This is a genomic window from Methylosinus sp. DMC45 (genome assembly GCF_056313885.1).
The window spans coordinates 156,262-182,016 of record NZ_JBQUZK010000046.1 but is presented as its reverse complement, the minus strand read 5'-3'; the positions used below and the strand labels follow the sequence as shown (position 1 = coordinate 182,016).

General features: G+C 65.9%; 21 protein-coding genes, 1 tRNA gene and 1 pseudogene. 9 read left to right on the top strand and 14 right to left on the bottom strand.

What is annotated here, in order from left to right; translation table 11 throughout:
* Window positions 1–161 precede the first annotated feature (161 nt).
* A tRNA-His gene (locus ACT53T_RS14760) sits at window positions 162–238 on the bottom strand.
* A 162-nt stretch (window positions 239–400) separates the two neighbouring features.
* Between ACT53T_RS14760 and ACT53T_RS14755 the strand changes: the two genes are divergently transcribed.
* Complete coding sequence (locus ACT53T_RS14755) at window positions 401–1,225, top strand: carbon-nitrogen hydrolase family protein (RefSeq protein ID WP_018266369.1); 825 nt, start codon at window positions 401–403, stop codon at window positions 1,223–1,225.
* A gap of 227 nt (window positions 1,226–1,452) precedes the next feature.
* Complete coding sequence (locus tag ACT53T_RS14750; RefSeq protein WP_018266370.1) at window positions 1,453–1,791, top strand: integration host factor subunit alpha; 339 nt, start codon at window positions 1,453–1,455, stop codon at window positions 1,789–1,791.
* Between the two features lie 127 nt (window positions 1,792–1,918).
* Here ACT53T_RS14750 and ACT53T_RS14745 read toward each other — a convergent pair whose 3' ends face one another.
* Window positions 1,919–2,665, bottom strand: coding sequence for a YebC/PmpR family DNA-binding transcriptional regulator (locus ACT53T_RS14745; RefSeq protein ID WP_018266371.1), 747 nt, complete (start codon window positions 2,663–2,665; stop codon window positions 1,919–1,921).
* Window positions 2,666–2,827: 162 nt separating this feature from the next.
* A complete protein-coding gene (locus ACT53T_RS14740) occupies window positions 2,828–3,319 on the bottom strand; it encodes a DUF4265 domain-containing protein (RefSeq protein ID WP_476161770.1) in 492 nt (163 codons plus the stop codon).
* A gap of 140 nt (window positions 3,320–3,459) precedes the next feature.
* Between ACT53T_RS14740 and ACT53T_RS14735 the strand changes: the two genes are divergently transcribed.
* On the top strand, window positions 3,460–3,864 hold the full coding sequence (locus ACT53T_RS14735) for a YidB family protein (RefSeq protein ID WP_476161769.1): 405 nt from the start codon (window positions 3,460–3,462) through the stop codon (window positions 3,862–3,864).
* 41 nt (window positions 3,865–3,905) lie between these two features.
* Here ACT53T_RS14735 and ACT53T_RS14730 read toward each other — a convergent pair whose 3' ends face one another.
* The 4 genes and pseudogenes from ACT53T_RS14730 to ACT53T_RS14715 form a co-directional block, all read right to left on the bottom strand.
* Window positions 3,906–4,976 (bottom strand): hypothetical protein, encoded by a 1,071-nt coding sequence (locus ACT53T_RS14730; protein WP_476161768.1) that lies wholly within the window; start codon window positions 4,974–4,976, stop codon window positions 3,906–3,908.
* Between the two features lie 148 nt (window positions 4,977–5,124).
* Window positions 5,125–6,975 (bottom strand): DNA mismatch repair endonuclease MutL, encoded by a 1,851-nt coding sequence (mutL, locus tag ACT53T_RS14725; protein ID WP_476161767.1) that lies wholly within the window; start codon window positions 6,973–6,975, stop codon window positions 5,125–5,127.
* A gap of 76 nt (window positions 6,976–7,051) precedes the next feature.
* Complete coding sequence (locus tag ACT53T_RS14720) at window positions 7,052–7,510, bottom strand: YaiI/YqxD family protein (RefSeq protein ID WP_476161766.1); 459 nt, start codon at window positions 7,508–7,510, stop codon at window positions 7,052–7,054.
* A gap of 352 nt (window positions 7,511–7,862) precedes the next feature.
* A pseudogene (locus ACT53T_RS14715) lies at window positions 7,863–7,985 on the bottom strand (ClpX C4-type zinc finger protein); the annotation flags it as partial.
* 180 nt (window positions 7,986–8,165) lie between these two features.
* Here ACT53T_RS14715 and ACT53T_RS14710 point away from each other — a divergent pair.
* Window positions 8,166–8,513: a hypothetical protein gene (locus ACT53T_RS14710; protein ID WP_476161765.1), complete on the top strand. Its 348-nt coding sequence runs from the start codon at window positions 8,166–8,168 to the stop codon at window positions 8,511–8,513.
* A 90-nt stretch (window positions 8,514–8,603) separates the two neighbouring features.
* On the opposite strand, the gene ACT53T_RS14705 is transcribed toward ACT53T_RS14710, so the two are convergent.
* The 6 genes from ACT53T_RS14705 to ACT53T_RS14680 form a co-directional block, all read right to left on the bottom strand.
* Window positions 8,604–8,948, bottom strand: coding sequence for an ADP-ribosylation/crystallin J1 (locus ACT53T_RS14705; RefSeq protein ID WP_196409075.1), 345 nt, complete (start codon window positions 8,946–8,948; stop codon window positions 8,604–8,606).
* Window positions 8,949–9,618: 670 nt separating this feature from the next.
* The gene (locus ACT53T_RS14700) at window positions 9,619–10,215 is read right to left on the bottom strand and encodes a Yip1 family protein (protein WP_400769421.1); all 597 of its coding nucleotides are present in this window, start codon (window positions 10,213–10,215) and stop codon (window positions 9,619–9,621) included.
* Between the two features lie 93 nt (window positions 10,216–10,308).
* Window positions 10,309–10,833, bottom strand: a complete 525-nt coding sequence (locus ACT53T_RS14695) for a hypothetical protein (protein ID WP_476161764.1) — start codon at window positions 10,831–10,833, stop codon at window positions 10,309–10,311.
* Window positions 10,834–10,918: 85 nt separating this feature from the next.
* Window positions 10,919–11,596 (bottom strand): response regulator FixJ, encoded by a 678-nt coding sequence (fixJ, locus tag ACT53T_RS14690; RefSeq protein ID WP_400769425.1) that lies wholly within the window; start codon window positions 11,594–11,596, stop codon window positions 10,919–10,921.
* Entirely contained in the window at window positions 11,593–14,376 is a 2,784-nt protein-coding gene (locus ACT53T_RS14685) for a PAS domain S-box protein (RefSeq protein WP_476161763.1), read from the bottom strand. The genes fixJ and ACT53T_RS14685 overlap by 4 nt, the downstream gene beginning before the upstream one ends.
* Window positions 14,377–14,701: 325 nt before the next feature.
* Window positions 14,702–16,315 (bottom strand): methyl-accepting chemotaxis protein, encoded by a 1,614-nt coding sequence (locus ACT53T_RS14680; protein ID WP_476161762.1) that lies wholly within the window; start codon window positions 16,313–16,315, stop codon window positions 14,702–14,704.
* A gap of 254 nt (window positions 16,316–16,569) precedes the next feature.
* Here ACT53T_RS14680 and ACT53T_RS14675 point away from each other — a divergent pair, with 254 nt between their 5' ends.
* Entirely contained in the window at window positions 16,570–19,101 is a 2,532-nt protein-coding gene (locus ACT53T_RS14675; protein ID WP_476161761.1) for a tetratricopeptide repeat protein, read from the top strand.
* 18 nt (window positions 19,102–19,119) lie between these two features.
* Here ACT53T_RS14675 and ACT53T_RS14670 read toward each other — a convergent pair whose 3' ends face one another.
* Window positions 19,120–20,451 (bottom strand): TldD/PmbA family protein, encoded by a 1,332-nt coding sequence (locus tag ACT53T_RS14670; protein ID WP_476161760.1) that lies wholly within the window; start codon window positions 20,449–20,451, stop codon window positions 19,120–19,122.
* Between the two features lie 205 nt (window positions 20,452–20,656).
* Here ACT53T_RS14670 and ACT53T_RS14665 point away from each other — a divergent pair, with 205 nt between their 5' ends.
* The 4 genes from ACT53T_RS14665 (at window position 20,657) to ACT53T_RS14650 (ending at window position 25,531) form a co-directional block, all read left to right on the top strand.
* The gene (locus tag ACT53T_RS14665; RefSeq protein WP_476161759.1) at window positions 20,657–21,028 is read left to right on the top strand and encodes a hypothetical protein; all 372 of its coding nucleotides are present in this window, start codon (window positions 20,657–20,659) and stop codon (window positions 21,026–21,028) included.
* 88 nt (window positions 21,029–21,116) lie between these two features.
* Window positions 21,117–21,662 carry an RNA polymerase sigma factor gene (locus ACT53T_RS14660; protein WP_400769439.1) on the top strand — a complete coding sequence of 182 codons (546 nt, stop codon included), beginning with the start codon at window positions 21,117–21,119 and terminating at the stop codon, window positions 21,660–21,662.
* Window positions 21,663–21,750: 88 nt separating this feature from the next.
* Window positions 21,751–22,695: a FecR family protein gene (locus ACT53T_RS14655; RefSeq protein ID WP_476161758.1), complete on the top strand. Its 945-nt coding sequence runs from the start codon at window positions 21,751–21,753 to the stop codon at window positions 22,693–22,695.
* A 127-nt stretch (window positions 22,696–22,822) separates the two neighbouring features.
* Window positions 22,823–25,531, top strand: coding sequence for a TonB-dependent receptor domain-containing protein (locus tag ACT53T_RS14650; protein ID WP_476161757.1), 2,709 nt, complete (start codon window positions 22,823–22,825; stop codon window positions 25,529–25,531).
* The last annotated feature ends 224 nt before the right edge of the window (window positions 25,532–25,755 follow it).

Here is a 25,755-nt window from a genome sequence, read left to right as displayed (position 1 = left end):
GGAGGCGGCGGCGGAGGGTCGCGACGCAGCTAGAGCGCGTTGCGAGCGACTGACAAATTCACGCGCGGAGAGAGAGGCCGCACGGCGAGATTCGAGACCGCGCCAGCCACGTCACGGCTGCGCCCGCGGAAGCCAAGAGCCTCGATTTTTCAGCAGCTTGATGGTACCGCCACCCCGACTTGAACGGGGGACCCCCAGATCCACAATCTGGTGCTCTAACCAACTGAGCTATGGCGGCACGTCGGCGGGGCGGAAACTAGAAGCATCGTCGCGCCAATGCAATGCTGAAATGCAGGAAGGGGCGCGAAAATTTCCGCGTTTCGCGATCGCCGCGCCGGTCTAGAATGCCGCCTCCCATGGCGGCGGCGCCGCCCCCTTCCAGCCCGCGAGACGTGAAGCGATGAAAGTCACCCTGGTCCAGATGAACTCGGTCAGCGACAAACCCGCCAATCTCGCCACCGCCCGGGCGCTCATCGACCAGGCCGTTCGCGAGGAGCGGCCGGACTGGATCTGTCTGCCGGAGGTTTTCGACTTCATCGGCGGCAATCGCGCCGACAAGGCCGCCGCCGCCGAGGAGCTGCCCGGCGGCCCCGCCTATTCGCTCTGCAGCGCTCTCGCCCGCGAATATGGCGTCTTCATCCACGCCGGCTCCATTCTGGAGAAGATCCCCGGCGAGGAGCGCCTCCACAACACCACGGTCGCCTTCGACCGCAGCGGCGCGGAAGTGGCGCGCTACCGCAAGATTCACATGTTCGACATCACCGCCCCGGACGGCGCGCAATATCGCGAGAGCGCCGCCTTCAAGCCCGGCGATGCGGTCGTCACCTATGATTGCGAGGGCCTCACCATAGGCTGCGCCATTTGCTACGATCTGCGCTTTCCCTATCTTTTCCAGGCGCTGGCCGACAAGGGCGCGGATATCGTCGCCCTGCCCTCCGCCTTCACTCTCGTCACCGGCAAGGATCATTGGGAGGTGCTGGCCCGCGCCCGGGCGATCGAGATTCAGGCCTATTTCTGCGCCCCGAATCAGACCGGCGCGCATAAGGCGGGGCATGAGACCCGCGCGAGCTATGGCAATTCGCTGATCGCCGACCCGTGGGGCCATGTGGTCGCCCGCGCTTCGGAGGGCGTCGGCCTCGTCTCGACGCGAATCGACCGCGACCGCATCCGTAAGGTCCGCGCCATGATTCCCGTCGCGAGCCATAGGGTGAGCCTGCCCGGCTGAGCGGGCGGCGGCGCTGCGTTTACGATCTAACCAGCGGAGCCTTCAGGGGAAATCCCAGGCGCTCTTGCGTGATTCGGCAAAGTGTGGCTACATTATTGTTTAGACTGCCGACAATCCAGAAAACAGGATAGCGCCGCCAAAAGGCGCCGGCAGAAGGGGGGAGCAAAAATAATGGCCTCGCGAACCACGAGCCGCGAAGCGGGCAGGCTTGCGCCCGCATCCGTAGCATGACGAAGAAAATCGAGCCAGGGCGCACTTTGACGCGGGCGTCCCTGCGCGAGGCCGTGTACAGCTGTTGTCCAACGCTGTCGCGCGCCGAAGCCCGCCAAATCCTCGACGCCACATTCGAGGAAATCAGCGAAGCCCTCGTGCGAGGGGAATCGGTCAAGCTGCGATCCTTCGGCAGCTTCAACGTTCGCGCCAAGCGCGAACGGATCGGCCGCAATCCCAAGACCGGCGTGGAGGCGCCGATCTGCTCGCGCAAGGTGCTGACCTTCAAGGCCTCGCCCGTGCTCATCGCGCAGGTGAACGGGCTGCCGATCGAGCATTTGGAAGAGGCGGACTGACCGCCCTTTCCCCACCATCGAAGCGCGCCTGAAGGCACGCGGTCCAGAATGCGCAATGGACCGCGAGCCTTCAGGCGCGCATCCATTCTCGTCTCTCGGCCCGAGAGCTCGTCGGCCCGAGAGCCCGTCAGCCCGAGAGCTTGGCGACCAGAGCGTCCGACACCTCGAAATTGGCGTAGACGTTCTGCACGTCGTCATTGTCCTCGAGGGCGCCGATCAGCTTGAGGATTTTCTCGCCCGCCTCATCGTCGACGGCGACGGAATTCTGCGGCCGCCACACCAGCGCGGCCTTTTTCGGCTCGCCGAACTTGGCCTCCAGCGCCTTGGCGACGTCGCGCAGGCCCTCGAGCGAGGTGATGATCTCATGCGTCTCCTCGCCGGAGGAGACGTCTTCGGCTCCCGCCTCGATCGCCGCTTCCATGATCGCGTCCTCGGAGGCCGCCTTGCGCGGAAACTCGATGAGGCCGACGCGATCGAACATGAAGGAGACGGCGCCCGTCTCCGCCAGCGCGCCGCCCGCCTTGGTGAAATAGGAGCGAACCTCGCCGGCGGTGCGATTGCGATTGTCGGTCAGCGCCTCGATGATGACGGCGACGCCGCCCGGCGCATAGCCCTCATAGCGCACCTCGTCGTAATTCTCGGCGTCGGCGCCCGAGGCCTTTTTGATGGCGCGCTCGATATTGTCCTTGGGCATGTTCTCGGCGCGGGCCGCGAGCACGGCGGCGCGCAGGCGGGCGTTCATATTGGGATCGGGCAGGCCCATTTTGGCGGCGACGGTGATTTCGCGGGCGAGCTTGGAGAAGAGCTTGGAGCGGATCGCGTCCTGCTTGCCCTTCTTATGCATGATGTTCTTGAACTGACTATGTCCCGCCATCGTCCCGGCCCTTGAAATTTCCGCTTTCCTGCCCCGCGGGGCTTCGCCGCGTCATATACGCCGGCCCCGCGCGGAAATAAAGGAAGGCGAAGCAGCGTGAAAACGCGGCCTCGCGCTTTCGCCACCATGCGCCGCTCGACCCTGCCGCTCGACCGTCGCCGCTCAGGAGAGCAGCCGCGTCTCCTCCTCGAAAGTGGTGGAGCCGATCTGATAGAGCCAGAAGCCTTTGGACTCGCCCGCCGCGATGATCGCATGCGCCGCGGCGATATCGACATTGTCTGGAATATCGACGCTCAGCAGCAGCTTGCGCCCGACGTTGAGGTCCATATGCATGCTCTCGTAAGAGCAGCCCATCGCCTTGAGCAGCCGCCAGTCCGAACCGGCCAGAACCTCCTCGCCGTCGATCAGCAGCATATAGGTCGAATGACCGCCGCTCCTCGCCAAGCCTTTGAAGTCGAAGACATGGCCGTCGGCCCTGGGGACGGCGATCACAATGTCGCGGAACGACACTCCGGTGACGAAATAGGGAGAGTTCAGCAGCCGGAACCGCGTCCACTCGCTTCCTTCGACCGGCTCGGCCCAGAGCGTTTCCGACGCATGGCCGTGCCAATCCTCGGGGTCCAGCGGAAACAAGACTTTCGGCTTGCTTTCCACCCGCGCCCCTTCCCTGAAATGCAAATCTCGGAAGATAGGCAAAAACCCTAGCCGAGCCGAGGCCTCCGCGTCAATTCGTCGGCTGCGGCCCGCCCCTTCGCGGCGCCGCGCCGCATCGACGCGGCCGGGGCGCGCCCTAAGTGAGCAGCGTCGCCGTGGCCCCTCGGGGCCGTGGGCGCTCCGGCTTTTGCCAAGGAGGACGAAAAATGGGTCTGCTGGACGGAATCATCGGCGGCGCGATCGGCGTCGAGCTCGCCTCTCTGATCAACGGCTATATCGAAAAGCGCGGCGGATTGGAGAATGTCATCAAGGACTTCGAGAAGAGCGGCTATGGCGAGAAGGTGAAGTCCTGGGTCGGCACCGGCCCCAATCTGCCCATCTCCGCGGAGCAGGTGCAGCAGACGCTCGGCTCCGATCGCGTGAAGGAGCTCGGCAATAAATTCGGCATTCCGCTGGACAAGGTCTCGGCGGCGCTGGCCGAATATCTGCCCAAGGTCGTCGACAAGGCGACGCCGGAAGGCAAGCTGCCGCCGCAGCAGCACTAAAAGGCTCGGAACAAAGCCGGGCGGGGCCGCGAAAGCCCCGCTCAGGCCCGCTTCGACTGTGCGGCCTCGCCCGGATCGGCGGCGGTGGCAGCGGCGATCTCCGCCATTCGCACGCCGAGATCGACGATCGCTTGGCGCAGAACCAGCACCTCGCGGTCGCCGGTCGCGGCCGCCTCGGCGGGCGCCGCCGCCGGGGCCGTCGCGGCGATCGTTTCGCGCAGGCTCGCATGCTCCTTGCGCAGCGCGTCCATCGCCCCTTGCAGCAGCGCATTGTCGGAACGCGCCGTCTCCAGCCGGTCGGCATGGTCGCGCTCCTCGGCGCGGGCGACGCGCAGAGCCGCCTCGAGATGCGCGATCTCGGCCGCGGAGCTATGCTCCAGCGCCGCCAGCCGCGCGCGGGTCTCGTCGAGATCCTTTTTCAGATCGGCGGTCTCCAGCACGGCGGCGTCGAGCTCGCGCGTCGTGCGCGCCAGCACGCCGTCGACGGCGGAGAGGCGCTCCGCCACGGCGGAGGCGGCGGCGAATTCCGTCTGCAGCGCCTCCAGCCTCTGGCGCAGCTCGGCGTTCTGCACATGCAGGCTGGCGATGCTCGACTCATGGGTCGCGACCTCGGCGCGGCTCTCCTGGCTGAGGCGGGCGAGCTGCTCCTTGTCCATCTCCACATTGCGCAGATTGTAGATCAGCGTCTCGACACGATCGGTCATGTCGTGCAGCGCGGTTTCCGTCGATTGCAGCAGCGCCGTGCGCTCCTCGAGGAAGCCGCTGGTCTCGTTGAACTTGCGCTCGAACTCATCGCCGCGGGCGACGGCCTGCGTCAGCGCGCCGTCGAGCTGCGCGACGCGGGCGGCGTTGCGGCCGATCTCGACCATGTCCTGCGCCTTGGTGGAGCGGACCGCCGCCATCTGCTGCTCGAGCCGGCGATAGCGCACGGCCAGCTCGCCGCGCAGCAGATCGCGCTCCGCCACCATTTTCTCGATCGAGAGCGGCGTCAGCATATTCAGTCGGCGCAACGACAGACGCATGGCCCGCCGCCAGAAGGCGGGCAGGAACATCAGCGTGAACAGCCCGGCCGCGAGGAACCCGAGCGCGAAATACATCGCTTGTTCGATCAAGGCGCGGCGTTCCTTCGCTCTGGCTCGGGCGCTGTCATTTTCCCTTCGGGGGGCCGAATGTCGCGCCGCGACAATGCCACGTCGCCGCCCTGAAATCAAAGCGCTCGGCCGCGCCCGGACTTAAGGGTTTTTCCGCGTCTTCCGCCCCTCAGCCGCGCCCGAACAGCTTCTCTATGTCGGCGAGCTTCAGCTCCACATAGGTCGGCCGGCCGTGATTGCACTGGCCGGCGCCCGGCGTTTTCTCCATCTCGCGCAGCAGGGCGTTCATCTCCTCCGCCGTCAGCCGGCGGCCGGCGCGCACCGAATGATGACAGGCGACCCGCGACAAAAGCGCGTCGAGCCGCCGGGTCAACCCACGCGCGTCCCCCTCCTCGGCGAGGAGATCGGCGATATCCTCGACGAGCCTTCCGACATCTATGTCGCCGAGCGCCGCCGGCGTCTCCCGCACCAGCGCGGCGCCCGGACCGAAAGGCTCCAGCGCCAGGCCGAGGGCGGACAGCTCCTCCTGCGCCGACAGCAGCGCGTCGAGCCGCGTCGCATCCAGCTCGACGACGCGCGGAACCAGCAGCAGCTGGCGGGCGACGCCCTCCGCCTCCCGCTGCGCCTTCAATTTCTCATAGACGAGCCGCTCATGCGCGGCGTGCTGATCGACGATGACGAGCCCGTCCTTGGTCTGCGCGACAATATAGGTCTCGTGCAGCTGCGCCCGCGCCGCGCCGAGCGGGTTTTCCACAGCAGCGGCCGCGGGCGGCGCGGCGGCAGGCCGCGCGTCGGCCGAAGGCGGGCCGACGTCGAAAGCCGCTTGCGGCGGCTCCGCAAAGCCGGCCGGGGCGCTGGGCGAGCTGCGCACATTCCAGTCGAGCGCCCGGCTGCGCGGCGGCCCGCCGAAGGAAGAGAAGCCTCCGCCGCCGGAAGCCGGCGACCATTCCCGCCCGGGCGCGGTTCTGGCCCGCTCGGCCAGCACATCCAGCGCCGCGCGGGCCGGCGTGTCGGCGCTGCGATGGAGCGCCGAGGCCAGCGCCTCCTTCAGCGCGCCCACCACCAGGCCGCGCGCGCGGCCGGGATCGGAAAAGCGCACCTCCGCCTTGGCCGGATGGACATTCACATCGACGACGCGCGGATCGCATTCCAGGAACAGCGCCAGCGCCGGATGGCGGTCATGCGAGAGAAAATCGAGATAGGCGGCCCGAATCGCGCCCGAGAACAGCTTGTCGCGCACCGGACGGCCGTTCACATAGACATATTGCATCAGCGCATTGGCGCGATGAAAGGTCGGCAGGCCGGCGAGCCCTTCGAGGCGGAACGCCTCGCGCTCCGCATGCAGCGTGATCGCATTATCGGCGAATTCCGTCCCCAGCGCCTGGGCGATGCGCCGCGCCCGCCCCTCCTCGGAAGCGCCGCAGGCGGGATAATCGAAAGAGGCGCCCATATCCGCCGCGAAGGAGAAGCGCACGGCCGGATTGGCCATGGCCAGCCGTTTGACCACATCGGCGACGGCCGCCGTCTCCGCCCGCTCGGTTTTCAAAAATTTGAGCCGCGCCGGCGTCGCCGCGAAGAGATCGCGCGCCTCCACCCGCGCGCCCTTGGGCCAATTGCTGGCCCTGAGCCCGCGCTTCTCGCCCGCCTCCACCCTTATCTGCGCGCCGACCTCGGCGCCGGCGGCGCGCGCGTCGATGGTCAGATCGGCGACCGCGGCGATGGAGGGCAGCGCCTCGCCGCGAAAGCCGAGCGTCGCTATGGCGGTCAGATCGCCATCGGGGATTTTCGATGTGGCGTGGCGCTCGACGGCGAGCGCCAGATCCTCGGCGCTCATGCCGCATCCATCGTCGATCACGCGAATGAGCCGCCGCCCGCCCGCCTCAATGGCGACATCGATGCGCGCGGCGCCGGCGTCGAGCGCATTCTCGACCAGTTCCTTGACGGCGGAGGCCGGCCGCTCGATCACCTCGCCGGCGGCGATGCGATCGACGAGAATGGGATCGAGACGGCGAACGCGCATGAAGGAAGCCGGCGGTGAATGGAGCGCAGCAATCTATAGGAGGGGAGCGATTCGGTGAAATGGGGCGGGCGCCGGCCTATCGCCGCCGCCTCTGTTCTCTGGCGATGGCCTGGTCCAGGGCCTGAAGGAACTGCGACCGGGCGGCCGAAGAAAACGGCGGCGGCCCGCCGGTGACCTCGCCCGTCGAGCGTATATGCTCCATGAGCGAGCGCTGCGCGAGCGCCAGACCGATCGAATCCTTGGTGAAGGCGCGGCCATAGGGCGCGATGGCGTGCGCCTCCTTCGCCAATACACGCGCGGCCAAAGGAATATCGGCGGTGACGACCACATCTCCGGCGGCGACCTGCTCGGCGATCCAATCATCGGCCGCGTCGGCCCCCGCCTCGACGATGATTCTCGAGATCAGCGGCGATCGCGGAATTTGCATGAAGCTGTTGGAAACGACGAAAGTCTGCAACCCATAGCGAGAGGCGACCTTATAGGTCTCGTCTTTCACAGGGCATGCGTCGCCGTCGATGTAGATTTTGATCGTCATGACGCATTCTAGCCGATCGGGCGTCGGTCGTCGCCCGCACGAACGGCGATGTCGCGCCAATTGCAGACCTTCACTCGCATCATAATGGGCAATTATGCGAGTCCGACGGGCAGCCGGAGTAGCTTTAACCGAACCGCTCCCACGCCGTTTGGCGCGAAACGCCGAGCTTTTCGCCAATCGCCGCCCAACTGATGTCTCGCGCTCTCAGAGCGTCAACAACTGCACCGAGGTGACGACGATGCGCCTCCGCCGTGGCGTTCAGGGGCCCGAGCACTTCGAGCAATCGCTCGGTCGGCCAGTTCGTCGGCTCGAAATCGCGCGGCAACGCCGCCTCTCCGCTCATGAACAGGCGACAGGCTTCCACGCATTCGTCGCAAATGTGTATGCCGCCAGGACCGGCCGCCAGCTTGGTGACTTGGTGCTCCGATTTACCGCAGAAGGAGCAGCACAGAATTTTTTTGAGTGGCAGTTTCATGTGGGTCTATGGATTTGCCTTATTGTAAGGGCTGGTCTGACATATTGTCAGGACAGTCCTGACACGGGAAATTGGCCATTGCCGCTGCACAGATGTTTCGAAACTCAATAATTTTGTACGGCGAATTAGTCTTACCGAAGTTGACTTCACGGGCGTTGTGCGCAGAGCTATCAAAGCTGGATGAGCATCAACCTGAACGAGATCGAAGCGGCTCGGGCGGCCATCATTGATTTAGCGAAGAAGATGTTGGCCGGAGAGCTTTCGTACATGGCGGGCAGCAGTTCGATCGTCGGGCTGCTAAAGGCCGCGCGCCTTGAAAGATCGGATGAGTTTCTGCCCTTTGTCGCCATAGATTGTGAAACTGACCGTTTTCCAGCGGAGTGCGCACGACAGTTTTGGCATCCCAATGCCTTGTTGGATTTACAGCCAGAGATCGAGGAGACCGAGCGTTGGGCCAAGACGGCTGGTGAGGCCGCCTGCCGCACAGTGATCAAAAGCCTTAAACTGAACCCATTTAGCGATATCTGACAGCTGGTAGCTGCCGGTCGTTGCGGCAACAATTTCCGTCCATGTGCACAACTCAAGAATTCTGCATCTGAGCGGGGCACGTCACATTGTTCAGCGGAACGTTTGCACAACTTCAATCTGGCCCACGATAGCCGCGTTGAAGGCATCGAGTTCCGACGCTGGAATCCAGTATTCGAGATGGGAGTTACCGCCAGCTTCTTGCGCGACGAAGCCGTCGATATACGCCTTCCGGACGAGGAAGCGGGTGACGAATCCCGCGCCGTCAGCGGCCACATTCCAATCTCGGGCGATTTTGATGGCGTAGTCCTCGCTGATTACCGGATAGAAAATCGGCTGTTCAGGAAGGCGGGGCGGAAATGCCCGCATTCCCGTTGCCTTGATCAAGGCGAGTTCCTTCGGCCCAACGGGCCGCCATAGCGTGATCGTTTCATCCATAGTTCTGACAATGTATACCGAGCGGCGGGAACGCGTCACTTGGACGGCGTCAGCGCTGATGGATGATTCATATGGCCCACCCCCGATGTCTGCAACGGGTCAAAAGCCGAATCTCCCCACCGCCGGCCCTCAACGCATCATGAAAATATTCCTATATCTCCCTCGCTCTCGCTGACGCAAGGGCGCGTTCCTCGGGTCGTGGAGCGCTGGTGGGGGCCGGCTCCATCCGGGACGGCGACCCCCGTCCCTGGACAGGCGGCGCGTCGCCGGACCGGCGTTTCTCTCCCGTCCATAGGGAGAGTGAGAGCCGTTCCGTGAACACAGGCATTCGGAAGCGATCGGGTCTTGCACGTGAAAACCCAGGATTCGCGGGTCCGAAAACGCCTCGGGACGTCGATGAGAAGGCGAAGCCGCGTTTCGGGACGCTCCGAAACCACGCATATTTCTTCGCGCTGCGGCCGAAAGGGGCCGGAGCGTCCCGAGCCGCCCTCCTCCCCCGCCGCCACGAGGCGCCGGGCGCATCGGCGCGGCCGGACGATAATCCTATTTGGAAGGCGTCGCGCATCAGAACCATCGGTTCGCGTGACGACATCAGGTCCGAGCGAAGAGACGAGAGTCATTCCGATTCGATCTGAACCGGAATGACTCTAGAGGAGCGAAACGCCCCGCCTCACACGGTCGGCGTCGGGACCAGCATATGGACGATCAGCCCGTGCAGAAAGGATGTCGCAATGCCGAGCACCAGGGCAGCCGCCGTGTAGACGTCCGAATATTCCTCCTTGCTGCGCATCATTCGCGAGACGCCGACATAGAAGAGATAAACCGCGAAGACGCCGAGCACGTCGAGCCAGCGCAGGCCCGGGACGAGGCCGAATATTTCGGCGAGCCAGATGGGCGTGTAGGAATAGGCGATGAGCTTCAGCGCGCGCAGATCGTCGCGCTTGCCCTCGAAGCTGGGCGCCAGCATCGAGATCACCAGAGCCACGCCATAGAGCAGCGGCAGGCCGAGCCCATATTGCAGCGCCGCGCGGATGAGGCCGGTGAGGAAGGAGTAATGCACGACATTGGAGCCGCGCGAGAAGCCGAACAGCCAGCCGCCGAGGAAATTGGCGATGGCCGGCACCGCCGCCAGATAGAGGATGTAATTGCGATAGAGATCGAGCGCGGTCGTCTGCTCCGCCTCGATCGCCGCCCACTCCGTCTTGGGCGACGATATGATGCGCTTGGCGCGCTCTAGAATGTCCCGGAGCCGCTCCTTGATATCCATGCTCTACTCCCCTGCCTCGCCCTATTGCGCCGCAGCGGGAGACTGGCCCAAGGCGCGCGCCGAGACAAGCGCGCGCTGCGCCATCGCGGGGGATCAGTCGACGCCTGTCCACTCCCGCGCAAGCTCCTCCGCCCCCATCAGCCGCGCGAAGCAGGAGAGGAGCGGCAGAGCGGCGGCGCGCGCGGCGGCGCTCTCCTCCGCCGCCCCCTGCGGAAAGGGCGCGGCGTCCTTCACCACTATGATCGGATGGCCGGCGAGAAATCCGTCGATCGCGGTCTCGAGAGCGAGATCGCCGAGCGCGTCGCCGAGCAGAATCAGCAGCGGGCCGCCGAGGCCCTCGAACAGCCGCAGAAAGCCGGCGTCGCGCAGCAGCGACGGCGCCTCGGCGCGCAGCGAGGTCTCGCCCGCGCCGGCGGAGCCCGCCCGCTGCAGAGCGAGATCGCGCTCCACGAAGACTGTCGGCAGGCCGGCGGCCTCCCATCGCCGCAGCAGCCGCGCGCCAGATGTCTCGAGCGCGTCCGGCTCGCGCGGATGGCGCCTCTCGGCGATGCAAACCAATATGGCCCTTGGTCGCGGGTCGAGGATCGACGATCGAAACACGGTGGGGTCCATTCCCAAAATGCGGCCTCGCCGGTCTCTTGAGGCCCGCGTGAAATTTCGTGAATTTCTACCTATGGATAATGCAGAGCCGGCGCTCGCCGCGTCATCTCTCGCTCGTCGCCTCGCCATTGGGCTGGCCCGTTTCCGCGCTCTGGCCCTCCGCCTCGCGCTCCGCCCGCGGCGCCTGCACCAGCGACATGCGCACCAGCTCCGGCAGGCTGCCGGCCTGCATCTTGGCCATCACATTGGCGCGATGCACCTCCACCGTGCGCACGCTGATGCCGAGCTCATGAGCGATGATCTTGTTGGGCTGGCCGCGCAGCAGAGCGGCCAGCACCTCGTTCTCGCGGCTCGTCAGCGTGGTGAGCCGGCGCTGTATCTCCTGCGCCTGCAGATCGCGCGCGCGCTTGCCGCTGTCATAAGCGAGCGCCTGACGCACGGCGGAGAGCAGCGATTCGTCGGTGAAGGGCTTCTCGAGAAGATCGAGCGCGCCCTCCTTCATCGCCTGCACGGCGAGCGGCACATCGGCATGGGCGGAGATCACCACCACGGGCAGCGACAGCCCCATGTTCTTCACCTTCAGCAGCAGCTCTATGCCGGTCATCTCCGGCATGCGGACGTCGGTGACGATGCAGCCCGTGGCGGCGCGATCGACTCCGGCGAGAAAATCGACCGCCGATCCATGCGTCGTCACCTCATGGCCTTCGGTTCGCAACAGCAAGCGCAGCGCGTCGCGAACGGCGGCGTCGTCGTCGATGACATGCACAGTCGGCTCGCTCACTCTTCCTCCTCCATCGCGGCCAGCGGCAGCGTAAAGCTGAATGTCGCGCCGCCGTCGCTATTGGGACCGGCCCAGATTTTTCCGTAATGCGCCTCGACGATCGAACGCGCGATGGTGAGGCCGACGCCGAGGCCGTTGGGCTTCGTCGTCGCAAAGGGCTCGAAGAGGCTCGCGCGCGCTTCCTCGGAGAGGCCGGCGCCCGTGTCGGCGACGTCGAGCCGCACCATGGAGCGGCCGCAGAGCGCGGTCGAGATCGTCATCCTACGCGTGCGCGAGGCGCTCATCGCGTCGCGCGCATTGCGCATGAGATTGACCAGCACCTGCTTGATCTGCACGCGATCGGCGAGAATGCGATCATCGGCGGCGTCGAGGCGCAAGACGACATTTATGTTTGACTGCTTGGCTTCGACGATGACGAGCTCATGCGCCTCATCGAGAATGTCGTGCAGATTCTGCAATGTCTTGTCCGGCTCGCCGCGCGAGATGAACTCGCGCAGATGCGCGATGATCTGGCCGGCGCGCACGATCTGCGTCGCTGCGTTGTCGAGCGCGTCCTCCACATTCGCGGGGCGCTGCTCGACCGGCATTTGCAGCAGGCGGCGCGCCGCCTTCAGATAGATGGCGGTCGCCGAGAGCGGCTGATTGAGCTCATGCGCGAGGCCGGCCGCGAGCTCGCCCACCGCATCCAGCCGCTCGGCATGCAGCTTCTGCATGCGCGCCTCGATCTTGCGCCGCTCGGTGAGGTCGCGGATGAAGGCGATATAGAGCCGGCATCCATGATAGGAGGCCTCGCTGACCGCGAGATCGACGGGAAACAAGCCGCCGTCCTTGCGACGGCCCTGCGTCTCCACGACATTGCCGAGCGGCTCCCTCCCGTCCATGAAGCAGGCGCCGGAGCCGGCGCCGGCCTTGCGGCCGCCGAAGAGGCGCACGGGCACCAAGGTCTCGACATGCGCGCCGATCGCCTCCGCCTCCGCATAACCGAACATGCGCACGGCGGCGGAGTTGAGCGATTGGATCGCGCCTTTCTCATCGACGGTGAGAATGGCGTCATGCGCGCCTTCCACTGTGGCGTAGAGGCGCGCCTCCTTGTCCACCAGCGCCTGCTCTATGCGCTTGCGCTCGGTGACGTCCTGCAGATAGCCGTGCCACAGAGTCGCGCCGTCGGGCTCGCGCGTCGGCTTCGACTGCGCATCCACCCATATCCAGCCCTTGCGCGGATGATTATAGCGATAGCTCTCGCGCCATACGCTCATCGAGCGCGCCGATTCGGCGATGCTGGCGAGAACATGCGGAAGATCGTCGGGATGAACGCGCGCGAACTTGTCGTCGACGCCCTGCCGCAATGTCTCGGCGTCCATGCCGTAAATGTCTTCTACATTGGGCGAGGTATATGGCATCGAGGCCTTGCCGTCGGGGCCGAGCCGATAAGAAGCGATGAGGCCGGGCACGGAGGCGGCGACGCCGGCGAGCTGATCGGCGAGCCGCGCCTTCTCGCGCAATTCGGCCTCGATCGCCTTTTTCTCGGTGATGTCGCTGACGACGCCGATGAGCCGCACGGCGCGGCCATTCTCGACCGAGGCCTCGGCGCGACATGCGATCCAGCGCAGAGCGCCATCGCTCTTTCTGTGAATGCGAAACTCCGCCTGATAGCGCCCCTCGCCATGCGGATCGAGCGCCGAGCGCACCGACTGGCGCACCGACGCGACGTCATCCTCATGCACTATGGCGAAGACCACATCCGGCGAGAGCGGCTGATCTGCAGGAAAGCCATAGATCTCGCGATATTTCTGATCGGCCTCGGTGACGTCCGCAGCGACGTCGTATTCCCAGCTGCCGATCGCGCCGGCCGCGAGCGCGAGGCGCAGGCGCTCATTGCTGCGCCGCAGAGAATCCTCGATCTCGCGGCGGTCGGTCACATCGATCGCGGCGCCGATCGCGCGCGTCGCGACGACGCCGCGCGAGGTGCGGCGGAACTCGAATTGTCCGGCGAGAGCGATCCAGCGCAAGGCGCCGTCCATGCGCCTGATGCGCATCTCATGGCTCCACTCGCCATTCTTGGCGCCCGCGCAGGCCTCGAGAAACTTGCGCTCGAAATCGCCTTTGTCCGCCTCGACCAGCATAGCGTCCGCCTCTGCGAAGCAGAGCGTCTGATCCGGCGCCAATCCCAAAATCTCGTGCATGGTGACGGAGAAGCGGCTCGTCCCGGTGAGAAGATCCACGTCGAAAATGCCGACGCCGCCGGCGGCCACGGCGAGCCGCGACCATTTCTCGCGCTCGCGCAACGCCTCATTGGCGGCGAAGGAGCGCTCCATCCATTTCATCTGGGTGAGATCGGTGACGATGGCGAGGCGCGGCCGCGCATCCTCCGCCGGCGCGCCTAGCTCGACGCTCGCCGACAGCAGCGAGCCGTCGGCGCGGCGAATCTCGAACTCGCGGCTCGCCGCCTCCGGCGCCGCGAAAAAGGCGGCGAAACGCTCGGCCTGATCGGGCGCGATGTGATCGAGCATGTTGTCGCCGATGAGCTGCGCCGCCGGGCGGCCGATCATCTCGCGAAACTGGCGATTGCAATGCAGGATCACGCCGTCGGGCGAAAGCTCGATCGAGCCCTCGCGCATCTGCTCGAGCAGACGACGGCAGAAATGCTCGGCGCCCTCGCTGGGCGCCGAGGACGCAGCCGGCGCCGTTCGCGCTCCGAGACGCTCGCGGCTCTGCCCGGCCTCGAGAAGAAGCCGACGCAGATCCTCGATATCCTGAAGCTGGTCGCCTTGCTCGTCCACCGACTTCCTCTCCCCTTCCAAGACGCGGGCGTCATGAGGCGCCCGAGCCGGGAAGGTCTTTCCCACCACGGCGCGGCTGCGGACCGCGCGATTTGCGGACGTCGCGTTCGAGCCGTCGGCGACGCGCATTAAGAGGCGAGAGCTCGCGCCTCGCTTAGGGATTCGGTGGCTTGTAAGACAGGCGCGGCCGGCAGGCTTCCTGTGGAAACTACTTAGCGCGCTCTTTTGTTCTACTATGCCGGCGGCGCAAAAAAATATGCGCCAGATCAATCCTCTGGCGCATATTGTGAAAGAAGCGGCCTATATTTTGTCTGCATTCGAACGATCAGAACTCTTCCCAGCCCTCGTCCGCGGCCGGAGCCGAGGCGCCGCGGCCGCCGGCGGAAGCGGCGCGCCGCCGCGCCGGAGCCGGAGCCGCCTCGGCACGCCGCTCGCTCGCGCGCGGAGCGGACGCCGGACGCGCGCCATCGCCGCGCTCGATGCGGAAAACGGAAATGAGGCTCGCGAGCTCTTCCGCCTCATGACTGAGGCTGTGGCTCGCCGCCGTCGTCTCCTCGACCATTGTGGCGTTCTGCTGCGTCATGCTGTCGAGCTGGCCGACGGCGCGATTGACCTCGGTGAGGCCAGTCGCCTGCTCGCGCGAGCCGGCGGCGATATCGGTGACAACGCGGCTCACCTCGCCGACCTGCGAGACGATGCGCTCCAGCGCCGCGCCCGTCTCCGTCACCAGCACCACGCCATTCTCCACCTGCGAGGTCGAGGCGGCGATCAGCGCCTTGATCTCCTTGGCCGCCTCCGCCGAGCGCTGCGCCAGCGCGCGCACTTCCGAGGCGACGACGGCGAAGCCGCGTCCCGCCTCGCCCGCGCGCGCCGCCTCGACGCCGGCGTTGAGCGCGAGAAGATTGGTCTGAAAGGCGATCTCGTCGATGACGCCGATGATCTTGCCGATGTCGCGCGTCGAATTCTCGATGCGCCGCATCGCCTCCACGGCGTCGCGCACAATGGCGCCGCCCTTTTCGGCGTCGGAGCGCGTCACGTCGAAGACCTCGCTCGCATGGCGCGTGCTGTCGGCGGTCTTGTTCACCGTCGCGGTGATCTCCTCGAGCGCGGCGGCCGTCTGCTCGAGATTGGCGGCCTGCGCCTCGGTGCGGCGCGCGAGATTGTCGGACGCCTTGGCGATCTCGACGCTGGAGGAGCGGATCGCGCTCGCCGAGGCGCCCACATCGGCGAAGGCGGTGGCGAGCTTGGCGGCCGCGTTGTTGAAGTCTTCCTTGATCTTGTCGAAGCCGCCGTCGAGCTTGTCGACGACGCGCCGCTGCAGATCGCCGCGCGCGAGCTCCTCGAGCGCATTCGCCATCACATCGAGCGCGTGGCGCTGATGCGCCTCGGCGTCGGCGCGCTGCGCCTCGGCGACGCGGCGCTCCTCGCGCAGAACGTCGAGATAGACGGACACGGAGAGATTCATGTCGAGGAAGACGGCCTTGGCGAGCGCGGCGACGCAGCGGGAGGTGCGATCGACGCGCGTCTTGCCGGCGAGCATGGAGCCCGAGAGATTATCCTCGACAATGGCCTGAATCAGACGCTCGGTGATGAGCGCATAAGCGGAGATATAGAAGCTCGGCTCCAAGCCGATGCGGGCGTGCGCCTGGCCGACGGCCGTCACCATGCGCACATATTCCACGCCGAACTCGGCCTCCGTGATCTGCGACCAATGACGCATCTGCGCGGCTTTCGCCGCCGCCATATGGCGCTCGTCGGAGAAGAAGCCGCGCAGCTTCGCGTCGCCGCGAACCTTGTCGTAAAATGCGTCGAGAGCCGGGCCGAGAGCCTTCGAGATGACCGGCTTGGCCTGGCGCAAGGCGCCGCGAGCCGCCTCGTTCATCTCCATGAACGCCAGACTGTCGTTCAGAGACGCGCTGCTCTTGGAAGGCTCGGCCATCTTTTGCTCCCGCAATTCGTTAAACGCCGAATACGACTCGTCCCCGACAAGGCGAATCGATTCGCGAATCCTGATCGGTAACGATTAAGCTATCCGGGAAGTTTAGGCATTACTAACGCGTCACAATTTCATCGCTGCATCGCACTGTGTTGTCGCACGCAACATTATAACGTCTATAAAATATTGGACGTCAGTCCGAGACAAGCTCGCCTCGCTAGTCGAAAGCTTCGCCCCTCTGCGTCGAGGCCAGCTCATTGAAATCGAAACAGCAGAAACGACATCTGGCCGCGACGCCGCGGCCCGCGGATGCGAGCGAATTGCTCGCCGATCTCATGGCGAGCCTGCGCGCGGACGACCTCACGACCGCGCTGCGAAAAATCGACGCATCCCGCGCGCTGGTCGACCGAAATGCTTTCGCGAGCTATCTCGCCGGGCTCGTCCGCGTCTCGGTCGGACAGCATGAAGCGGCGATCGATCATTTCGGCAAGGCGATCGCAGTCGAGCCCGATCATGCGCAGGCGCTCTATGGCCGGGCGGTGGCGTTGCAAAAGTCTGGACGGCCGGAAGCCGCGATCGCCGATCACGCGCGATCGCTGCAGCTCGATCCCGGCAATGTCGAGGGCTGGCTGAATTACGGCGTCGCGCTGCAAATGGCGGGACGCAGCGGCGAGGCTGTCGAAGCCTATGGGCAATTGCTGGCGCGCGCGCCCAATCATGCGCAGGGCTTCGCCAATCGCGGCCTGTCGCTGCATGCGATCGGCGAGGATGCGCGCGCGATCGACGATTACGATCGCGCCATCGCGCTTCTGCCCGCCGATCCCGCGCCGCTGCGCAACAAGGCCGTTTCGCTCGCGCGGCTCGCGCGGCATGAGGACGCGCTCGATTGCTTCGCGCGCGCCTTCGCGCTCGATCCCACCTGTCTCGACGCCGCCGATGGCGCGCTCGCGGCGCTCGTCGCTCTGCGACTCTTCGAGGAGGCCGTCTCCTTCTGCGACACTGTGCTGAGCCTTGCGCCCGGCCATGTTCCGGCGCTGCTGACCAAGGCCAATGCGCTGCACGAAACCAAGCGCTACGCCGCCGCGCTCGCAATATTCGACGAAGCCCTCGCGCGCGCGCCGCAGGACCCCAAGCTGCTCACCAATCGCGGCATGTGCCTGTTCGAGCTCGGCCGGCTCGAGGAGGCGCAGGCTTGCGCGCTCGCCGCCATCGCCGCCGATCCGACATTCGCGCTCGCCTGGCGCTGCCGCGGCATGGTGGAGATGCGGCGTTCCGATCTCGACAACGCCCTCGGCTCTTTCGACACGGCGCTGCGCCTCGCCGACAATGAGCCGGACGTGCATTGCGGCCGCGGCATCGTGCTGAAGGAGCTCGGCCGCTTCGACGAGGCGCGAGTCGAATTCGACCGCGCGCTCGAGATCGATCCGCGCCATGCGGAGACGAAAGCCAATAAGGGCACGCTGCTGCTGCTGCGCGGCGAGTTCGCGGAAGGCCTCGATCTGTTCGAGCATCGCTGGGTGCTCGACGACCGCCCCAAGACCGAGATCGCCTATCGCTGGCCGGAATGGCGCGGCGAGCCGCTGGCCGGCAAATCCATCCTCATTCTCGACGAGGCGGGCCTCGGCGACGCGCTGCAATTCATCCGCTATGCGCCCTTGCTGGCGAAGGCGGGCGCGAAGGTCGCCTATCATTGCCGCCCCGCGCTGCAGCGCCTGATGCGCGGCCTCGGCGACAGCGTCGAGATCGTCGCCGCTCCGGCGCAGGATGCGGCCTATGATTATTGCGTCACCCTATGCAGCCTGCCGCACGCCTTCGGCACGCGCGCGGAGACGATACCGGGCGGCTCCTATCTTTCTGCGGAGCCGGAACGCGTGGCGCTGTGGCGCGAGCGCCTCTCGGGCGAAGGATTGAAGGTCGGAATCGCCTGGCAAGGCAGCGCGCATTCGCGCTCCGACCATGCGCGCGCCGCGCCGCTCTCGGCTTTCGCGCCGCTCGGCGCTATTCCCGGCGTGCGGCTCTACAGCCTGCAGAAGAATTTCGGCGCCGATCAATTGCGCGACGCGCCCATGCGCGTCATGTCCTTCGGCGAGGATTTCGACGCCGGCGCCGACGCTTTCGTCGATACGGCGGCGGTGATCGCCAATCTCGATCTCGTCGTGACGATCGACACATCCATCGCTCATCTCGCCGGCGCGCTCGGCAAGCCGGTGTGGATCGCGATCAAGCATGCGCCGGAATGGCGCTGGCAATTGGAGCGCGAGGACAGTCCCTGGTATCACAGCGCGCGGCTGTTCCGTCAGGAGAAGCGCGGCGATTGGAGCGACGTCTTCACGCGCATCGCGCGCGAGCTGGAAGCCCTCGCGGCGCCGCAGGCGCGGCCGGCCGAGGCGGACGCCATTCTCATTCCCGGCTCGGTCGGCGAGCTGATCGATCGCATCACCATCCTCGAGATAAAGGCGCGCAAGATCGCCGACGCCGAAAAGCGCGCCAATGTCGCGCGCGAGCTGGCTCTGCTGCAAGGACTGCGCAACGAGCGCGGCTTCGTCGGCGGCGCATTGGACGCGCTGGCGCGCGAGCTGGAGGAGACCAATCTCGCGCTGTGGAACATAGAGGACGATATTCGCAATTGCGAGAAGCGCAGCGATTTCGGCCCGCAATTCATCGCGCTGGCGCGCAGCGTCTATCAGCGCAACGACCATCGCGCGGCGCTGAAGAAGCGCATCAACCTCGCCTGCGGCTCTCTGATCGTGGAAGAGAAATCCTATGACGAGGCGCCGCGCGCCTCGTGAGCTTTCGCTGACGACTGGTCAGATGCCGCTCGACTTCGACGAGAACTCGAAACCTTCGATCAGCATGGGCGGGGCCGAGATCGCGGCGCCGCCCATCTCGGTCTTCACGCGCTCGCTCGCGCCGATCGCCGCTATGCGCGAGAAGGCGCCGTGGAGATTCTCGTTGAAGCGCATGTTGCGCACGGGCGCGACGACCGCGCCATTCTCGATGAGGAAATTGCCGTCGCGCGTCAGCCCGGTGAGCAGCAGGCTGCGCGGCTCGACCATATTGGTATACCAGAAGCGCGTCACCAATATGCCGCGCCGCACGCCGCGGATCATCTCCTCGAGGCTCGTCGCGCCGCCGGCGACGGTAAAATTATGCGCCGCGGGAATGGCCTCGGCGCCGGATTTCTGCGCCCAATAGCGCGGACGCGCGAGCGTCTTCAGCACGCCCTTGTCCACCCACAGCCGCGCCTCTTGCGCGAGGCCCTCCTCGCCGAAGGGCGCCTCTGGCGCGATCGGGTCGCACGGATCGGAGCGCAGCGAGAAATCGGCGCTGAACAGAGCCTCGCCGAGCTTGGTTCCGCCGCCGGCGCGGGAAAAGAAGCTGCGGCCCTCGTCGGCCGGGCGGGCGCGCAGCATCCACATCAGCCATTGCGCCAGCTCGCCCACCGCCGTCGGCTCCAATATCACCGTATAGCGGCCGGGCTCGAGATCGAGCGGCTCCTCGTCGCGCGCCGCTTTCAGCGCGGCGCGGCGGCCGATGTCGGCGGGATCGAGCTGCGCGACCGAAAAATGCCGCGCGCCTGCCCAGCCGGACCAGCCGTCGCTCTTGTGGCGCGCGGTGGTCGAGAGATCGACGAAGCTCTCGCGATCATAGGCGAAGAGTCCGGCGCTCGAGGCCAGCGCCGAGAAGCGGCGGCCCCCTGCCGCGCAGCCGAACATGTTCACGCCCCGCGCCGTCCCCTCGGCGACGACGCGCGCGCTCGCCTCGGCGAGAAAGGCGAGATCGAGCGCTCCGGTCGCCTCGTCATAGCGGGCGCTCTCAGAATAGACCTGCGCGCCGAGCGGCGACAGAAATTCAGGGTCCGCCGGCAACAGGCGCGCGATCTCCTCCGAGCGCGCCACGGCGCGGGCGAGCGCCTCCCGATCCAGCCCGCCGACCGAGACCGAGCCGACGCGCCCGCCGACATGCGACTCGATGCGAGTTTTCACATGCGCCGTCGCGACATTGGTGGTGACGCCGCCGCCGGCGAAGCGCAGGCTCTGCGCCTCCTCGCCCTCGATATGGATCACGCAGGAGTCCGCCGCGGACAGGGACCGCAGACGATCGGCGAGGGCGAGGGCGTCGTCTCGCGTCAGGAACATGGCCGGCCTTTCTCATTCGACGGGTCCGGCGGCGGCCGGCGGTCGCATGATAAGATGGTTGTCCTCCATTCGAAAGCGTCCGGCGCGGCCGCGACTGTGGCCGCCGCGCAACAGCGGCTCCGATATTCGGCCCCGCCGGCGCCCGATCATTGACCCGGGAATTCCAGCGGACCTATTTTTGCCGCCGATGAGGACAATCTCCTCCATGCGCCGCCCGGCGCGCCGGCTCCTCGCCTGCGCAACGGTGATTCTCGCCCTGCTGCAGGCCGTCGCCCTCCTCGGCTCGACAGCGCGGGCGCATGGGGCCATCGGCCTCTCCCCCGCTCTCTCGGCCGACGCGCTCTGCGCAGCGGCCCGCGACGGCGATGGAGCGCCCCTCGCCCATCAAGCCGGCGAGCATCATTGCGTCCTGTGCTCGGATCGAGGCGCCGAGCCGCCCGCCATCGCGCCGACGGCCGCGCCTCTCCTGCCGCCGCCGAACGGCGTCGCCAGCATAGGCGCGCGGGGGCTGTCGCCGCGCGCGCCTCCGCTCGGCTGGGCGAGCTCCTGGTCCTCGCGCGCGCCGCCATCGGTCTGAAAATCGAATGCCGCCGCCCCCTCGGGCGAGCGGCCGGCCTCGACCTTTCGGATCAATCGCGCTCGCGCGCCAGCCAGGGCGTTCCACTTTGTCTCGATCGATCTCGTCGCGCGGCGATCGGCCTGCGGACGCCAAACCGTGGCGGCTCCGCGAGCTGTTTCTCGCCCATAAGCGCGATCTCTTCGGCTTTCTCGTGCGCAAGGTCGGCGCCGTCGACGCGCCGGATCTGCTGCAGGAGACCTTCCTGCGCATGGTCCGCCATGATCGGCCCGAGACCATCGAGGACCCGCCGGCCTTTCTCAAGCAGATCGCGGTCAATCTGGCCCGCGACTTCGCCCGCCGCCGCAAGACCGAGGAGGGTCGTCTCCAATTCGGCGATTATGTGATCGACCCGCCGGCGCCGGAAACGCCGATCGAGGAGCGGCTCGACTATGAGCGGCGCTCGGCGCTGCTGAAAGCGGCCATGGCGACATTGCCGCCGCGCTGCCGCGAGGCCTTCGAGCTGCACATCTATCATGACGTTCCGCTCGCCGAGGTGGCGCGGCGGATGGACATATCCGACCGCATGGCGCGCAAGCATGTCAGCGTCGCGCTGCGCGCCTGCCGCGCCGCGCTGCGGAGCGAGGCCGAGTGATTTTTTCCCGCTTCGAGGTTCCGTCTCGCGCCGGCGCCGCGTCATCTATAGCATCGGGCCGCGCGGCGCCGCGAGGACGGATGGAGAGATGACCGCAGACAAGGCGACAGAACCCGCGCCGGACGAAGCCGGGGACGCCGCGATCGAATGGTTCGTGCGCCAGCGCGAGGGACGGCTGTCTGCGGAGGAGACGGCCGCCTTCGAGGCGTGGCGCGCCGAGCCGGCCAACGCCGCCGCCTTCGACGAGGTGCTGCATATGTACGGCCATCTCGCCGGCATGAGCCCTGCCCGCCGCATGCGGCCGGCGCCGCGCGCCGCGCGCGGGATGAGAGCCGCGGCCCTCGCCTTCGCCGCGGCGGCGGCGGTCGCGATCTTCGCCTCTTATGACGAGATCGCCCTGCGGCTCGAGGCCGATCACATCACCGGCGTCGGCGAGAAGCGTCTGGTGACGCTGGACGACGGCTCGCATGCATTGCTCGACTCGCGCTCCGCCATCGCTTTGCGCTATTCGGCGGGCGAGCGGCGGCTCCGGCTCCTTTCCGGCGAAGCCTGGTTCGACGTCGCGCCCGACGCCTCGCGCCCCTTTGTCGTCGAGGCCGGCGCGGGCCGCGTGACAGCGCTCGGCACCGCCTTCGACATCGCGCTGGAAAGAGGCGGCGCGCGCGTCACTGTGACGGAACATCGCGTCGGCGTCGCCAGCGGCGGCAAGACCACCATCGTCGAGAAAGGCCAGCAGACCACATTCGAGCGCGATGCGCCGGCGCATGCGCCGATGAGCGTCGATATCGACATTGCGACCGCTTGGCGGCGCGGCAAGCTCATCGTCAATCGCCAGCCGCTCGGCGATGTGCTCACCGCGCTCGGCCGCTATCATCGCGGCTATATTTATTGCGTCGATCGCGCGATCTGCGCGCGGCGCATCTCCGGCGTCTTCGGCGCAGAGGAGGACGCGCTGCAATCCTTGGCGGAGATCGAGGCCTCGCTCGGCCTGCGCGCCATCCATGTCACCAGCTATCTGATCCTGCTGTATTGAATTTAAACGCCTCATCGGCGCGCGAATTTTTTCGCGCGACGGAGGTTCCGCTTTTTCCGCCTGCCGCGTCCTGTTCCCGAGAGCCCGAACTCTATGGCGGGCGTTGCGACGGCGGGACGAAATGGCCATGGCGAGGAAGAAGTCGGCAGGCGAGGGCGTGAATATGAGTTCGACGGCGATCGCCTTGGCGCTGAGCGCGATGACGCTCGGCGCAGAGGCTCCGGTGACGAGCGCGCAGGCCTCCATCTCGCCGCAGGAGCGCGACGGCGCGCTGCGCGACTATCGCATTCCCGCCGGCGCCATGGAGACGGCGCTCAACGCTTTCGCCGACCGCAGCGGCCTGCATATCGTCTTCGACGTCGGCCTCACAGAGGCGATGCGAACGCGCGGCGTCGTCGGCGCCTATTCGGTGCGCGAAGGACTCGACCGGCTGCTCTCGGGAACCGGCCTCTCCTATCGCCTGTCGGAGAATGGCCGCTCCGTCTCCATCATTCTCGCGCAGGCCGCGCGCGGAACCATGACCGACGCCAACGGCGAGGAGCTGCCGCCGATCGACGTCGGCGCCGAGCAGAAGCGCGCGAGCGGCGCCTCCAATGCGCCGGGCTTCGACGCCGAGCGCGCGCAGCAGCCGATCTATCGCGATCCGCCCGGGCAGACGGTGACGACCGTCGATCACAAATTCCTCGAAACGACGCCGATGCAGACTGTGCAGGACATGCTGCAATACGGTCCCGGCGTCTCCATCTCGCAAGGGACGATGCCGCGCGAGCTGATGCCGTCGATCCGCGGCTCCGGCAATCGGCTGGGCATGACCTATCCTTTCACCGTCCGCAACATCATGCTCTATGAGGACGGATTCCCCATCGTCACCGCGGACGGCAATGGCCGCACCGACATGCTGGACCCGCATTCCTTCTCCGGCGTCGATGTCTATCGCGGCCCCTCTTCCGCTATGTTCGGCAATTACGCCTATGGCGGCGCGATCAATTTCCGCAGCCTGACCGGCAAGGAGATCGACGGCGTCGAGACCGGATCGGAATTCGGCAGCTTCGGCTATTTCAACAATTATCTGCGCGCCGGAAAAAAGATCACGGATCGCGATCTCGGCGATTTCGACCTTGCGATCTTCGGCTCAGACACGCGCGGCGACGGCTATCTCGCCCGCGGCGCGCATGAGTTCGACCAGGGCAAGGTTCTGGCGACATGGACGCCGGTTCCGACCGATCGGCTGACGTTCAAATTTCTCGCCAGCAGCTCCTTCGCGGAATTCATGAACCGCAGCTCGCTGACGCAATTCTACAAAAATCCCTATGGCAAGACTGTCGATTGCCGCATCGCGACGCCCGCCAATCTGCCCTTCTGCAACAATCTCTATGCGCCCGCGAATGGCGCCTTCACCAGCGGCTCCTCGGGGCTCGTCAATCAGAGCGTCTGGCAGCTCGGCACGCATTGGCATGTAATGCGCGACATTGTCGGCCTGCGCTATGAGCACGACTTCGACAACGCCACCACATGGCGCACGCAATTCACCTATGATTATCTCGATTACATCAATAGCACCTGGCCGCCGCCGAAAGTCGGCCCCGCCATTTTCGGCGGTCTCGGCGGGCCGGTCGCGATCCGCGGCCCGTCCTATGGCGTCAGCGCCTCCACCGACATCACCAATCATGGCGCGATCTTCGGCCTGCCGGCGACGCATTATCTCGGCTTCTTCTATGACGCTCTGAAGAGCGACAATCCGCTCTATTCGCAGATTCCCAATGTGTGGAATTACGGCGCGATCGGCGGCGCGGTCGGCAATATCGAATCCAATCACTCCAATATCGGCATTCGCGCGCGGGAAGAGATCGCGCTGACGCCGCAGCTCACCGCGGCGATCGGCTTCAGCTCCAATTGGAACAGAATCTCCGGCGTCTACACCGTCTATAATTACGCCAATAATGGAGCCATGACGCGGCCGACGCAGATCGGCGTCGACAATGACTATTGGAACACGGCGCCGGAGGCTTCGCTCACTTATCGCTACAGCCCGGAATGGCAGTTCCGCGCGCGCTATGCGACGGGCTATGGAACGCCGAACTTCATGTATCTCACCAATACGCCGACCGGCGCGGGCAATAATACGTCGCTCAAGGCGCAGACCAATATGGGCGTCGATCTCGGCGTCGATTGGACGCCGGCGAAAAATCTGACGGCGAGCGTCACGCTCTATCACGAATGGTTCCGCAACGAGATTCTCACTCAGGCGAACGGCCTCGTCAGCTATCAGCTCAATGCGCCCTCCTCGATCCATCGCGGCGTCGAGGCGAGCGTCGATTGGCGGCCCTTCGACGGTTGGCGCCTCATCGCGGCCTATGCCTATAACGACCAGTATTTCACCAATTTCTGGGACAATCTCTCATCCACCGTCTCCTATAATCGCGCCGGAAATCGCATCCCCAATGTGCCGACGCATACTCTGACGAGCCGCGCCGGCTATGACATTGCGGACGGCGATCTCAAAGGGCTCGGCGCTTTCGTCGAATATGTGTTCAAGAGCTCCTACACGATCGACAACGCCAATCTGACGTCGGTCCCGGGCTATGGGCTCGTCAATCTCAATGTGCATTACAGCCGCGCCATCGCGGACAGCTATGTGAAGAACATAGAGGTCTATTTCGATGTGAAGAATCTCTTCGACCGCACCTATGTCGCCGGCGCCAATGTGCTGACCAACACGCTGATGACGGGAACCGCCGTGCAGACGCCGGCGATATTGCTCGCCAATTCGACCGGCGCGTCGATCATCGCCGGCTCGCCGCGCGCTTTCATCGGAGGGGTGAAGCTCAAATTCTGAGCCGGCGGTGAAAGGCGAGTAGCGAGTAGCGAGTAGCGAGTAGCGAGTAGCGAGTAGCGAGTAGCAAAATGACTATTCGCTACCGCGCGTCAACGAAAGCGAATGCGCTCGAGCCCCCTCCCCAGCCCTCCCCCGCTACGCGGGAGAGGGAGCAGATCGCGCGCTTCATCGATGGTTCGCGAAACGTCACCGCCTTCCCTCTCCCGCGAAGCGGGGGAGGGTGA

Excerpts from the sequence above, each read along its gene's own strand:
- ACT53T_RS14755 (WP_018266369.1), top strand. The coding sequence starts at position 401 with ATGAAAGTCACCCTGGTCCAGATGAACTCGGTCAGCGACAAACCCGCC.
- ACT53T_RS14750 (WP_018266370.1), top strand. The coding sequence starts at position 1,453 with ATGACGAAGAAAATCGAGCCAGGGCGCACTTTGACGCGGGCGTCCCTG.
- ACT53T_RS14745 (WP_018266371.1), bottom strand. The coding sequence starts at position 2,665 with ATGGCGGGACATAGTCAGTTCAAGAACATCATGCATAAGAAGGGCAAG.
- mutL (WP_476161767.1), bottom strand. The coding sequence starts at position 6,975 with ATGCGCGTTCGCCGTCTCGATCCCATTCTCGTCGATCGCATCGCCGCC.
- ACT53T_RS14720 (WP_476161766.1), bottom strand. The coding sequence starts at position 7,510 with ATGACGATCAAAATCTACATCGACGGCGACGCATGCCCTGTGAAAGAC.
- ACT53T_RS14710 (WP_476161765.1), top strand. The coding sequence starts at position 8,166 with ATGAGCATCAACCTGAACGAGATCGAAGCGGCTCGGGCGGCCATCATT.
- ACT53T_RS14705 (WP_196409075.1), bottom strand. The coding sequence starts at position 8,948 with ATGGATGAAACGATCACGCTATGGCGGCCCGTTGGGCCGAAGGAACTC.
- ACT53T_RS14700 (WP_400769421.1), bottom strand. The coding sequence starts at position 10,215 with ATGGATATCAAGGAGCGGCTCCGGGACATTCTAGAGCGCGCCAAGCGC.
- ACT53T_RS14680 (WP_476161762.1), bottom strand. The coding sequence starts at position 16,315 with ATGGCCGAGCCTTCCAAGAGCAGCGCGTCTCTGAACGACAGTCTGGCG.
- ACT53T_RS14670 (WP_476161760.1), bottom strand. The coding sequence starts at position 20,451 with ATGTTCCTGACGCGAGACGACGCCCTCGCCCTCGCCGATCGTCTGCGG.
- ACT53T_RS14665 (WP_476161759.1), top strand. The coding sequence starts at position 20,657 with ATGCGCCGCCCGGCGCGCCGGCTCCTCGCCTGCGCAACGGTGATTCTC.
- ACT53T_RS14655 (WP_476161758.1), top strand. The coding sequence starts at position 21,751 with ATGACCGCAGACAAGGCGACAGAACCCGCGCCGGACGAAGCCGGGGAC.
- ACT53T_RS14650 (WP_476161757.1), top strand. The coding sequence starts at position 22,823 with ATGGCGAGGAAGAAGTCGGCAGGCGAGGGCGTGAATATGAGTTCGACG.